This is a genomic window from Paenibacillus sp. FSL K6-1217 (assembly GCF_045040735.1).
In the GTDB taxonomy this organism is placed as follows: Bacteria; Bacillota; Bacilli; order Paenibacillales; family Paenibacillaceae; genus Paenibacillus_AQ.
This window is the reverse complement of sequence record NZ_CP150271.1, coordinates 1564358-1576421: the sequence shown is the minus strand read 5'-3', so window position 1 is coordinate 1576421 and position 12064 is coordinate 1564358. Positions and strand designations below refer to the sequence as shown.

At 51.1% G+C, this 12064-nt stretch carries 8 protein-coding genes; all 8 read right to left on the bottom strand.

The features are described from left to right. Nucleotides 1-19 precede the first annotated feature (19 nt). The 8 genes from MHH28_RS06745 to MHH28_RS06710 all read right to left on the bottom strand — a co-directional run bounded on the left by MHH28_RS06745 (nucleotide 20) and on the right by MHH28_RS06710 (nucleotide 12025). Nucleotides 20-1648 (bottom strand): response regulator, encoded by a 1629-nt coding sequence (locus MHH28_RS06745; RefSeq protein ID WP_405113278.1) that lies wholly within the window; start codon nucleotides 1646-1648, stop codon nucleotides 20-22. Next, the gene (locus tag MHH28_RS06740; RefSeq protein WP_405113276.1) at nucleotides 1629-3482 is read right to left on the bottom strand and encodes a sensor histidine kinase; all 1854 of its coding nucleotides are present in this window, start codon (nucleotides 3480-3482) and stop codon (nucleotides 1629-1631) included. Before MHH28_RS06740 ends, MHH28_RS06745 begins: the two co-directional genes overlap by 20 nt. A gap of 60 nt (nucleotides 3483-3542) precedes the next feature. Then, nucleotides 3543-5036: an extracellular solute-binding protein gene (locus tag MHH28_RS06735; protein ID WP_405113274.1), complete on the bottom strand. Its 1494-nt coding sequence runs from the start codon at nucleotides 5034-5036 to the stop codon at nucleotides 3543-3545. 38 nt (nucleotides 5037-5074) lie between these two features. Continuing rightward, nucleotides 5075-5956 (bottom strand): carbohydrate ABC transporter permease, encoded by an 882-nt coding sequence (locus tag MHH28_RS06730; protein WP_405113272.1) that lies wholly within the window; start codon nucleotides 5954-5956, stop codon nucleotides 5075-5077. A 13-nt stretch (nucleotides 5957-5969) separates the two neighbouring features. Beyond that, nucleotides 5970-6935 (bottom strand): ABC transporter permease, encoded by a 966-nt coding sequence (locus MHH28_RS06725; protein ID WP_405113270.1) that lies wholly within the window; start codon nucleotides 6933-6935, stop codon nucleotides 5970-5972. Between the two features lie 400 nt (nucleotides 6936-7335). Then, entirely contained in the window at nucleotides 7336-9024 is a 1689-nt protein-coding gene (gene ilvD / locus MHH28_RS06720; protein WP_405113268.1) for a dihydroxy-acid dehydratase, read from the bottom strand. A 20-nt stretch (nucleotides 9025-9044) separates the two neighbouring features. After that, nucleotides 9045-9710 (bottom strand): GntR family transcriptional regulator, encoded by a 666-nt coding sequence (locus MHH28_RS06715; RefSeq protein ID WP_405113266.1) that lies wholly within the window; start codon nucleotides 9708-9710, stop codon nucleotides 9045-9047. Nucleotides 9711-10180: 470 nt separating this feature from the next. Further along, the gene (locus MHH28_RS06710) at nucleotides 10181-12025 is read right to left on the bottom strand and encodes a hypothetical protein (protein WP_405113264.1); all 1845 of its coding nucleotides are present in this window, start codon (nucleotides 12023-12025) and stop codon (nucleotides 10181-10183) included. Nucleotides 12026-12064: the final 39 nt, after the last annotated feature.

Genomic DNA, 12064 nt, shown 5'->3' with positions numbered 1-12064 from the left:
CTTCCATTGCAGCTTCAACTTACATCGAACGCGGTGAGACCGAACGCTCTTGTTTCTTTAATTCACTCGGGGCTACGCCCCAATATTTACGAAATACTCTGGCAAAATAGCTGACATCACGGTATCCTGCCGCTTCTGCTGCATCATACACCTTAACGCCGCTGTGTAAGAGCTCTTTGGCATGCTCCATACTCCGCTTCAGGAGATATTCTGAAATGGATTTCCCTTCCTCCCGCTTAAACAGCCGGCTAAGGTAAGAGGGATTGACATATAATCTTTCGGCCAGCGTGTGCAAGGTCAGTTCTTCTTTCCCCAGCATTTCCTCCACGGCCTCGATCATTTGTTTAACGAGCCGATGGCTGGAATGCTTTCGCTCCCGTTCCCGGTATTGGGTAATGCGGCTGGCCACTCTTTTGGACCATTCCACGATTTGCTCTTTGGATAGCAGGGATTCAAAGGATAGAAGCATCGAATAATCCTCTTGCAGCACCTCCTGCATCGACCAGCCCCGCGATTGAATCATACGTGTAAATAAGCTGCTCAAATACAGCAAATGCTCGTATACCTTTTGGGTTGAGACCGCTTGGGAGTATACGTCCTTGAAGTAGCAGTCTATCAGTTCAGCAACCACTGCCGAGTGATCCGTATGAACCGCAATCTCCAGCTGCTTTTCGAACTCAGCGTCATAATGAAACGGCTGCTCCTTGTTGGTTACGTCCAGGTAAGGAACGAACACCTCATGTCCGTAAATGGCCCGCTCCTGCAGCGCACGGCGTGCCTGCCGGTAGGACAGTGCAACATGATCCCATGAGCCTGCGGTTCCGAGTCCGGCGCTGGCGGTAAGCTTCAGACACTCTTTCACAATGTTGAAGAGACGGGGAACGTGAACATTGATCCGCTGGATGATATCTGGAGCCGATTCCTCCGGTTGTCCCAAAAAGAGCAGCACGGTTGCTCCGTCCGCATCATTAAAGACCCGGCAGTCTTCATGCTGTAAGCATTCAGCCGCTATGCATTCCAGCGAAAACTGCAGCAAGGCTTGATCCGAAGACGTAAATCGTTCGCCTTGCTCGTGAATCGGATCAATTTCACATACGGCTACAGCAAACCAGCTATAGAGGGCAAGCTCCAGATTCAGCTCCTCCATATGCTTCTTGAGCTCCCAGTCCGCGTACCGGCCCTGTATCCAGTTTCTATAAAAATCATCCTGGAGCTGAGGCAGGCGGTCATGCCATTTCCGCTCCAGCTCAATCATACTGTGCTTTTCCATCAGTTCCTCTCGAATCTCTTCCGCAGCCGCAAGAATAGCATTCAAGATTTCATCGTCTCCGGCCGGCTTCAGCAAGTACTTCATGACGCCAAGCCCCACAGCAGCCTGCGCATACGGGAAATCGTCATGGCCGCTTAAAATCACGAATTTCATGTGCGTTTCCTGCTGCAGCACCGTTCTCGCCAAGGTCAACCCGTCCATCTCCGGCATCTCGATATCGAGCAGCACGATATCCGGCTTCCTGAGTTCGATCATGGACAGCGCTTCTAAGCCGTTCTCGGCAAGCGCCACCACTTCGATGCCATGCTCATTCCACGGTATATTGTTGGCCAGACTATTCAAAATTCGAATTTCATCTTCAACAATCATGAGATTCATGTTCCGCTTCCCCTCTCTCCTCCCGGCAGCGGTCTGCCGGTAAATCGATGACCGCCACCGTTCCGTTCCCTTCCTCGCTGACGATCTTCAATTCCGCTGTCTCCCCATAGTAAATGGCGATTCGAGCCTGGACATTGAGCAGCGCAAAAAACTCGGAGTTCTTCTCGGGGGGCGTCGTGTAATCCCCGAATCTGATTCTTGCCAAGGCCTGTTGAATCCACATAAGCCTAGGCCTTGGAATCCCTCTTCCATTATCGGTTACCTGGATGATCAGCCGGTCATTAGACACATCGGTGCGAATGCTTAATACTCCGCCTTTTTTTCGTTTCTCCAATCCATGCAATATGGCATTCTCAACCAGCGGCTGAAGCAGCAGCTTCAGAATATGCAAATGATGGCTATCCTCAGAAGCGCAGTACTCCACCGTAAACCGGTCGGCAAAACGGATTTGCTGAATGCGAATATAGTAATGAAGGTGCTTGAACGTTTCCTCCACCGTAAACGACTCCTGCCCTTTGCTCAAACTCAGCCTGAAGAAGTTCGACAAGTTGAGCACCATCGTACTGATCTCTTCCGCTTCATAATTTTTGGCCGTCCAATAAATCGAATCCAGCGTGTTGTACAAGAAGTGGGGATTAATCTGAGCCTGCAGAAATTTGAGCTCCGTCTTGGTCATTCTGAGCTGTTGCTCATAGATATCCTTGATCAGATGACGCTGCTGACTCGCCGTTTCGTTGAAAGCATCCGTTAAATACCCCAACTCGTCCTGCCGCCCGTTCTCCAGCCTGATATTCAGATTGCCTTTACGCAGCTGCCGCATGCCGGACACAAGTCTTGATATCGGAGAAGCAATTCCGCTGTAGATAAACCAGGCAATCCAGACGGCAAGCACGACGCTGAGTGCAATAATGCAGTACGCAAAAATTTGCAGCGGCCTCGACTTATTGTAAATCTCACGCTCGGGCTGGATCAGCAGCAGCGACCATCCGCTTCGGGGAGAAGTCACCCGCAGAATCAAATTTTTCTCATCCGTTTCCGGGGTTTCCCGGACAACAACACTGCCTGGCTGGACGTCGCTCCATTCGAAAGACAACGTTTCTGCAGAAGCATTCGATACGATCAACCGCTCCCGGGCATCAAACAGATAGACCTTGGAGCTGCTGTTCGCCAGCAAATGGGACAACGAGCGGAGCAACTGATTCTTCGAAATCGACAGCATGAGGACATTTTCGCCTTTTTCGGCGCGATAGAAATCCATAAGTCTCATCATAATAAGCTGATTCCGGTTATAGATAGGATCCGGGAGTCCGGACAAATTCTCTTCATGGCGTTCTGACAAGTAGTATATGCTTGCGCCATTTGCCTTCAGAGCCTCATCGTACCATGGTTCAGGGTCTTGGGATTCACGGTGCAGCAGCCCGAGCTTGGTTGCGATCAGCGAGTTGGAGGGACGATGATAAATCATGGCGTCGCTTAAATATTCATTGACCATGGTTATATTCGTAATCTCTTCCATGACACGCGTGAAGTCCATAATCGCTCCGGAGGTCAGGGTCTTCTCCTGATGAGACAGCAGGGTGGATAAATTAGTATCGGTTGCGATCAAGGTGGACAGATTATGGATGCTCTTTAAGGTCAAGTCAACAAACTCCAAAGCGGAGTTCATGGCACTGAGCGTGCGCTCGCCAAGCTCCTGCTCCAAAATCCGCTGAGACTTTACATTGGCAAACATGCTGAACGCCACCAGCGGCAGCAGGATGAGAAGAAAATAACAGGTTAGCCTAAACTGTATCGACTGCTTCAAGACGCTGCGGAATTGCGTCAGCCACTTCATACGATTCCCCCACGATACATGCTGCCTTCATTATAGCTTAGACCCCGTTATCCGTCCTGTTTATTGCCCGTTGACTTCCTTCGTCATTTCTTCGCCGCCGTTTTTCTTCCAGTCTTCAACAAATTGATCAAAACTGTCTACCGGCTGCTGGCCTATGATGATTTTCGTGAAGGCTTCGACCTCCATTTTGGACAGCTTAGGCCCGTATTTACCCATTCCAGGCGTCGGTACGCCCAGATATTGATTACGGATGGCAACCTTGTTAATCTTGTCGACAATCTCATTAAGCTTAAACTCCATACCAAGCGAGTCCAGACGTTCTCTGGATACTTCAGAATTGAACGGTACAATCGCTTCGCCGAGCGTTAGCCGGTAAATATGCTTGTTGTGCTCATCAAAGTTCGTAACCACCTTCCCGTCCTCCATATTCCATACCTCGCCCTCAAATCCGAGCATGAGTGTGCGGTATCCGTCTCCGATCATGAAATCAAGCATCTTAATAACAGCCTCCGGATGTTTGCTCGTAACCGGAATCACATTAAATCCGGAAACATAGCTATTGCCCCAGGTTCCCTGCTTACCGTCAGGTCCGGTTGGATATTCGAGGGTAATCCACTCTGCATTGGGATCATTTTTCTGGTTGGTCAGGATCGGGCCGCGGGTATCATACCAGTTCCCGGAGAACAGACCCACTTTGCCGCTGGCGACTTTCTCGTCAACATTGGCCATCTTATTTAAAGCCCACTCGGGATCAATCATCTTTTCCTTATAGAGATCGGCAAGATAGCTTAGTGCTTCCTTCATTTCCGGCAGTGTGCTGGAATTCACCAATTGCCCGTCCCGTTCAGTCCATTGGCCCCGCTGGATTCCCCATGCCCCGATAAACGGAGCTACTCTGCCGAGGTTTTCCTGCAGGATCAGACCAAACGTATCGTTTTTGCCGTTTCCGTCCGGATCATCCTGCGCAAAAGCGCGAATCACCTGTTTGTATTCTTCCAGCGTTGTCGGCGGTTTGAGCCCCAGACGGTCCAGCCAATCCTTGCGTGCAAACATGATTTCATTGCCCGGGATCGGGTTCAGGCCGGGAATCGCATAGATCTTTCCGTCCACAGTGACAACCTTCCAGGCTTCCTCCGGGATACTTTTCTTCAAATTCGGTCCGTATTCGTCGATTAAATCATTCAGAGGGGTAAGGGCCTTCTGCCGGACATAGCTTTCGAACCAATTGGCATCATAGGACAGGAGCATATCGGGCAGATCATCGGAGGCCATAATCACGTTCAGGGCATCCCCGTAACCGTCCGCAGGAGGCGTGATCAGCTTGATGTCCAGGCCCGTGTTCTCGCGGATGTAATCAATATAAGGATTATTGTTCTCGTCCATGCCCGGCGGGAACTTCCGTCCGGCATTGCTTAATACGATATCAATGGCCTGGCGTTCTTCCTTCCCTTCGGCTCCTTCCTCCTTCGTGCCGGATGAACACGCAGACACCAGCAGCATGGAGGTCACCGCCAGGATGGATACGGATCTTTTTGCAAAGATTGAGACTTTCATATAACAATCCCCTCTCTTTTTTCATGTTACATGCCGTTCTAGCCTTTTACGGATCCAAGCATAATCCCTTTGACAAAATGCTTCTGCAGAAACGGATACACGATCAGGATCGGAACCGTGCTGGCAATCAGCGCCGCAGCCTTTAAGGACTCCAAGGCCAGCAGGGTGCTGTCGATATTGGCGGAGTACCCGTTGTTATTGCTGATGTTCGATTGATTGAACATGATCAGCTCACGCAAATACACCTGCAGCGGGAAAAGATACCGGTCCGTCACATACAGGACGGTGTCAAAGAAGGCGTTCCAATGTCCGACCGCATGGAACAAGGTAATCGTGGCAATGACCGGCATGGATAACGGAACGACGATCCGGATGAGCGTTCCGATATTGGAGGAGCCGTCAATCTTGGCTGATTCCTCCAATTCAGGCGGCACGCCTTGAAAGAAATTTTTCATAATAATAACATTGAACGCGCTAACCGCTCCAGGAATGATATAGACCCAGAAGGAATTCAGCAGCCCGGTCGCTTTCACGACCAGAAAGGTTGGAATCATGCCCCCGTTAAACAGCATCGTGAACACAATCAGGAACATGATGGCTGATCGTCCTTTAATATAAGCCTTGGACAGCGGATAGGCCAGCATACAAGTGATCACCACATTCAACATCGTGCCGATGACCGTGCGCAGTAAACTGACCTTGAAGGCATTCAAAAAAGCCTGTTCGCGCAGTACCTTCACATACGCTTCGAAACTGAAATCCACCGGCCATAACGTCACCCTGCCGGATGTTATCGCCTGATGGCTGCTGAAAGACTGGGCCACGATATGCAGGAACGGGAGAAGCGCAAGCAGTGCAATGAAACCCAGGGCCAGGTAATTAAGCCTCGATGCCAGATGTTCCCCCCTAGTAAGTCTCATAGATTCACCCCCTCTACCATAAGCTGTCCTTGCCAAGCTTTCTGGCGGCTTTGTTGGCGAGGACGACCAATATCAGACTGATGACCGATTTGAACAACCCGACAGCGGTAGTAAAGCTGAATTGACCCTGCGTGATTCCGGTCCGGTATACATAAGTCTCGATAACATCGGCCACATTGTATACCAGCGGATTGTAGAGCACAAAGATCTGTTCGAAGCCGACATCCAGAACGCTCCCGAGGCGCAATACGAACAGGATCACGATGGTCCCGATGAGCGATGGCAGGGTGACGTGGATCAACTGCTTCCACTTGCTCGCGCCGTCTACGACAGCGGCCTCGTAGATTTGTGGATCGATCGATGCCAGCGCAGCCAGATAGATGATGGCCCCCCATCCCGCTTCTTTCCAGATATCGCTGACCACAAGCACCGTTCTGAACCATTCCTGACTGCCCAGGAAGAAGATCGGCTCCAAACCGAGCATGCCCAGAAGCTGATTGACGATGCCCGTTGCCGGGGACAGCACGTTGATAAGAATACCCCCGATGATGACCCAGGACAGAAAATGCGGTAAATAGACAAGCGTCTGGACTCCGCGCTTATACAGCATGTGCCGGACTTCATTCAGCATCAGGGCCAGAATAATCGGACCCGGAAATCCCCAGATCAGCTTGTATAAACTGATCAGCAGCGTATTTTTGAATACCGTGTAAAACTCGCTGTCCGTAAACATATTTTTAAAATGCGCAAGTCCCACCCATTCGCTGCCGCGGATGCCGGCAAAGGCGCTAAAATCCTGAAAGGCAACGACGATGCCCCCCATTGGCACATATTTAAAAATGATAAAATACGCGAGTCCCGGCAGCATAATCAGGTATAAATCCCAGTACTTTTTCAGGGCCTGAAACCGCGCCGGCTTGACCGTACGAAGGGGATGGTTCTCGGGCTGCCGATCCGCCGCTGCCAAATCTGAATCCATAGGATACCTCCTTTACCCTTAGTCATAATCTCTTATCCGTGTGACATCCTCATTGTACCTGCCGTTTGGCATTTTCTTTAAGGGCATTTGCATGACCTTTTAGGTGAATTTCTTGACCACTTGGCCGAGAACAACCATATTCCACACCCAAACTCATCAACTTAACGCAAAAAACAACCCGAATTCATGTTCGGGTTGGGATATGTGAGCTATTAGTTAACGGTGTGCACAACGATCCTGCTGCAGCGGTTCGATCCAGACGATACTCAGCAGGAATTGAGAAAGCTTTAAGCGCTTGTTAAGTTGAAAAGGTGCTGTCCTCTAAGTAAAGAGTGCAGCACCTTTTCTTTCGGATTTGAGATGAACTATATCAAGCTCATCTCTCCCACCTGATCGCTATCTATGCTTGGTCAGTCACCGCCCCTTTAGATGCAGAGGAGACTAATCTTGCATACTTGACCAGCACGCCTGAATTAACTTTTAGCGGAGGCTGTACCCATGCTTGAGCCCTGGCACTCAGCTCCTCTTCTGTCACGTTAAAGTTAATCTGCTGCGTTTCGCTGTCGATAGTGATGATGTCTCCGCTTCTCAGTAGCGCGATCGGTCCACCTACCTGCGCTTCAGGTGAGACATGTCCGACTACGAATCCATGCGAGCCACCTGAGAACCTTCCATCCGTAATTAGGGCCACTTCCCCGCCAAGACCCTTACCTACAATTAATGCAGTAACAGACAGCATCTCCGGCATGCCTGGACCGCCCTTTGGACCACAATAACGGATAACCAGTACATCGCCTTTGTGGATATCATTTCTTAAAATCGCTTCCGTTGCGGCCTCCTCACTGTCATACACCTTGGCCGGCCCGTCAAACCGGAGCTTCTTCATGCCTGACATTTTGGCTACGGCGCCTTCAGGGGCAAGGTTACCTCTAAGTACAACTAATGGTCCATTTGGCTTCAGCGGCTGCTTCAAAGGACGGATAATCTTCTGATCGTCTCTAAGTGGAGCTGCTTCCGCCAGATTCTCTGCCAAGGTCTTACCTGTGACTGTCAGGCAATCACCATGAAGAAGTCCCTCAGCGAGTAATAGCTTCATCACGCCGGGAATACCGCCAATATCGTTCAAATCCTGCATTACATATTGGCCGCTTGGCTTCAGATCTGCCAAATGGGGAACACGCAGGCGTATCCGCTCAAAATCATCCAAGGTTAAATCTACGCCTGCCGAATGCGCAATAGCGAGCAAATGCAGGAACGCATTGGTTGAACCTCCCAAAGCCATAACGACCGTAATGGCGTTCTCAAACGCTTTTTTGGTCATGATGTCTTTCGGGTAAATCTCCTGCTCCAGCAGCGCTATGACTTGTCTGCCCGCCGCCGCACATTCTGCCGCTTTATCAGGCGAAACGGCCGGCGTAGAGGACGAACCGGGAAGGCTCATGCCCATGGCTTCCGCCGCAGCGGCCATTGTGTTGGCGGTGTACATGCCGCCGCAAGAGCCTGGACCCGGACAAACGCTGCACTCTACCTTATGGAGCTGTTCATCGGTTATTTTCCCCTCATGATATTGGCCTACCGCTTCGAAGGCCGTTACAATATCGACGTCTTTACCGTCAAGCTTTCCGGGCAGAATCGTTCCGCCGTATACGTACACGGAAGGGACATTCAACCGCCCGATCGCCATCAGACAGGCAGGCGTGTTCTTGTCGCAGCCACCGATGGCCACCAGGCCGTCAAAGCGCTCAGCTCCTGTTACAATCTCGATAGAATCCGCGATGGCTTCCCTGCTTGGCAGTGAGAACAGCATGCCCCCATGCCCCATTGAAATACCGTCAGAGACTGTAATCGTATTAAAAATAAGCGGAGCACCACCATGGTTACGCACCCCTTGTTTGGCTTGAACAGCCAATTCATTGATATGCATATTGCACGGGGTGACCTCACTCCAGGTGCTGGCTACGCCAATCATCGGTTTTTTGAAATCCTCATCTGTAAAACCAACAGCACGCAGCATCGCTCTGTTCGGCACCCGGTTGACACCCTCGCTGATTACCTTGCTGTTAATACGCAGATCTTTTCCGTTCACCATTTGTCTCCGCTCCTGTCTGCTTAAAGTAATCCGTGCAGTTCCTGCATCGGACGGATGAAATTTTGCCTCATCATTGCCTGAGCACGATCAGAATCATTCTTCTCGAACGCTGCAATAATTAAACCATGCTCATCGACTGAAGCCTGTGTCTCCGTAATCGGCCGCTCTAAGAACACGTATTTAAAGCGCCGGATATGAATCTGAAGGGATGCGCTGAATGAAGCGATATAGGGATTATCAGACAGCTCCACAATCAGATTGTGGAACTGTTCATCCGCCTCCATGGCCTGGTAAGGCTGACCGCTATTAATGGCACTGGCAAATTCTAAATTAAGTGCCCGCAGTTGCTCAATTTGTTCTGGAATAATAATTTTTGCGGTAGTTTCAGCCGCTAAAGCCTGAAGAGCCGCCATCGTTGAATACATCTTGAAGATGTCATCCTTCTCAATCTCCTGTACTCTGGTTTCTTTACCAGGATGAGTAGATACGAGCCCTTGTACTTCGAGTAGCTGAAAGGCTTCCCGGATCGGTGTGCGGCTTACACCAAGCGACTCAGCCAATTCGGCGTCAAGCAGTTTTTCCCCGGGCTGCAGTGTACCGTCGATAATCCATCGTTGAATCTGGGAGAAGGCTCTTTCTTTCGCAGACATCCGTGCAGGTGAGACAAAATTTTTAGGTACTGGCATAGTTATCTTCCTCACTTCTCAATTTCCTTATATGCAATATATCGCATACATATATTTAAAGCAAGAAAAAAACAACTCATAAAGAGTTGTTTTGATAAAGGTAATGTATGAACTCCAGGAGACTAATCCTGGATGAACTGGTCACCGGGCTGACTTCATACTAGCTTCCTCGCGCCTGGTCTCCTCTTTCCAGGAACGATAGTAATCAATGCGAATAATACGATCCATTCAAAATCATGCTCCCAATACATCCGATGACCATTCTCGGCGCGGGGTAAAGGTCCATCATACCGATCCTTTCGTAATAACGAAGGGTATGTACGCTTAACCCCGTCATCTAAGCAGCCTGCTGAATGGTTAGTTCGGCCTAAGCCTTCCATTTTTTCGCTTTTCGGCACTACCGGTTTCGCTCCCACTTTTTTGCACCCTACGTGACCAGTATAAGAGTTTAAGCGCACTCTAAGTCAATACTATTCATCCATTTTCCACCCCTCTTCCCCTTCCGCCCATAATTTAAGCCGAAGACTTAAAGATCGACCGGGCGACCGGATCACTGCCAGACGGTATTCCCCGTTCCGGTTTCCGTAGTGTTCTTCCTCTATCCCGAAGGAGCAGCCTGTTGCGCCAACGGTATAGCGGAAGGGGCCCAGCGCGACATTTATGGTGTGCGGCTCCGCCGTTATCGTGCTCCGTTCCTGTCCATTACTGCAAAATAGGGGCACCCGGTAAAGAATAGGTCCCGCATCCTGCACAGCAAGCTCGGAAACAATCTCCAAGCCATCCTCCGACAAAGCGTATCGTTCCGTCACCCGTCCGTCTTCCGGCAGACCCTGACCGCGATAGGTGATTCTGAACTCCACGCGGCCGCTGTCTTGCCGGATGACCTGAAGTTCATGCTCCAGCCCGCCGCTCAAATCTGCCAGATATACCGCTGTCCCGTCCTGCCACTCCCAGCCAGGACCAATCGCAGCGTTCAGGGACCGGACTCCTCCGGGCAAGCGGTATTCAGGCGCGGCACACAGCGGACTGGACAATGCCAGTTCCGTGAGAACACTCTGACGGTGATATCTTCCCAGTCCCGTGGAGTCGTAATGGTGATCAGCGGCAGTATCCAATTGCACGGATTGGCCTCCGGCAGAGGCAAACACTTTGTGGAAATGCTCCGAGGTCGCCAGCACATATCCCCCGCACTCGGCAGGACAAGGCTCTTCGGCAATAGCATCCTCCGCGAACAGATAGGCCATATAAGCGAAGCTGCCTAGCGTAATCATATACTTGTCATAATACGCGTAGGATTCCGTCCCGTAACCGGAACGGATGCCGTAGTGATTTTTGACATGGCGCGGCGGCTTGCTATCACGGACGAAGCGCAAGATAGCCTGCGCCGACAGTCTGGCGCTTCGTTTGAAAGCGCCGGCCAGCTTGTGCCTGCCCAGCCGCCGATACCGGGCGGCTTCAAATTCCGCGCACGCTGCCGCCAGCGCTTCATTGAACTGGAACTGGCTGCTGCGCCCTCCGTAGGGAAACTGACCGGCGGCGGATTGCATGAACAAGGTCATTATTCCGCCGGCCGCCAGCTTGCGGTTCAGTTCTTCATGAAACGCTCCCCGATACCCGGACGCGAGCATCAGCTGGATGTGGCAGCGGGCCGCCAGATCGTACAACAGCGGACAGCCAGGGTCCATATACATCCCGTTCACGTCGAATTTCCGCAGCTGCACCGGCCAATGCTCGGCCAAATAACCGGCGGCACTTGCCATTCCCTCCGTTTCGCGCAAATACTCGCCGGCCATATTGTAAATGTTGATATTGTGCAGCCGCTCAGGCCCGGTAGCGGAAGCCAGCGTATACACATAATTGACCGCAGGCTCAATGCGGGCTAATTCATTTTTCCATCTTACGGATTGTTCTGCGGAAACATGCGGCTTCATCGCCTTATAGGCCAGCAGCAGCTCCTTGGTACTGAAATCGGCCATCTGATTTCCTGTCGTTCGCGGCAGTTCCCGGCAGCCCGTCTCCATCATGCTCTCCCATAGCGGAAAAAGCTCAAGCTTGCGTCCGCCCGCCATCAACCCTGCCACAACAGAGACAACGCGGCAATAGGTCTGGAGATCCTCAGGACACCCCTGCGGGTCTGTCCCCCAGCTCTTGTCTGCCTGCTCCAGCCTGTATTCCTGAATCGACCATTCCATCAGATCAAGATAGATATCCTTGGAGAAACCGGTTGGTTCGAAAGCCGCCGGCCGCTCCATCGCGTCGATATATGCATACAGATCGGCGCCGGACAGCGGCTGCAAATCTCGTAATGGACTCATTTTCTAAGGCTCAACTCCTTGCCTGTTTCTTTGGGAGGA

Coding starts and splice junctions, on each gene's coding strand:
- MHH28_RS06730 (WP_405113272.1), bottom strand. CDS start 5,956: ATGAGACTTACTAGGGGGGAACATCTGGCATCGAGGCTTAATTACCTG.
- MHH28_RS06725 (WP_405113270.1), bottom strand. CDS start 6,935: ATGGATTCAGATTTGGCAGCGGCGGATCGGCAGCCCGAGAACCATCCC.
- MHH28_RS06740 (WP_405113276.1), bottom strand. CDS start 3,482: ATGAAGTGGCTGACGCAATTCCGCAGCGTCTTGAAGCAGTCGATACAG.
- MHH28_RS06735 (WP_405113274.1), bottom strand. CDS start 5,036: ATGAAAGTCTCAATCTTTGCAAAAAGATCCGTATCCATCCTGGCGGTG.
- MHH28_RS06715 (WP_405113266.1), bottom strand. CDS start 9,710: ATGCCAGTACCTAAAAATTTTGTCTCACCTGCACGGATGTCTGCGAAA.
- MHH28_RS06745 (WP_405113278.1), bottom strand. CDS start 1,648: ATGAATCTCATGATTGTTGAAGATGAAATTCGAATTTTGAATAGTCTG.
- MHH28_RS06710 (WP_405113264.1), bottom strand. CDS start 12,025: ATGAGTCCATTACGAGATTTGCAGCCGCTGTCCGGCGCCGATCTGTAT.
- ilvD (WP_405113268.1), bottom strand. CDS start 9,024: ATGGTGAACGGAAAAGATCTGCGTATTAACAGCAAGGTAATCAGCGAG.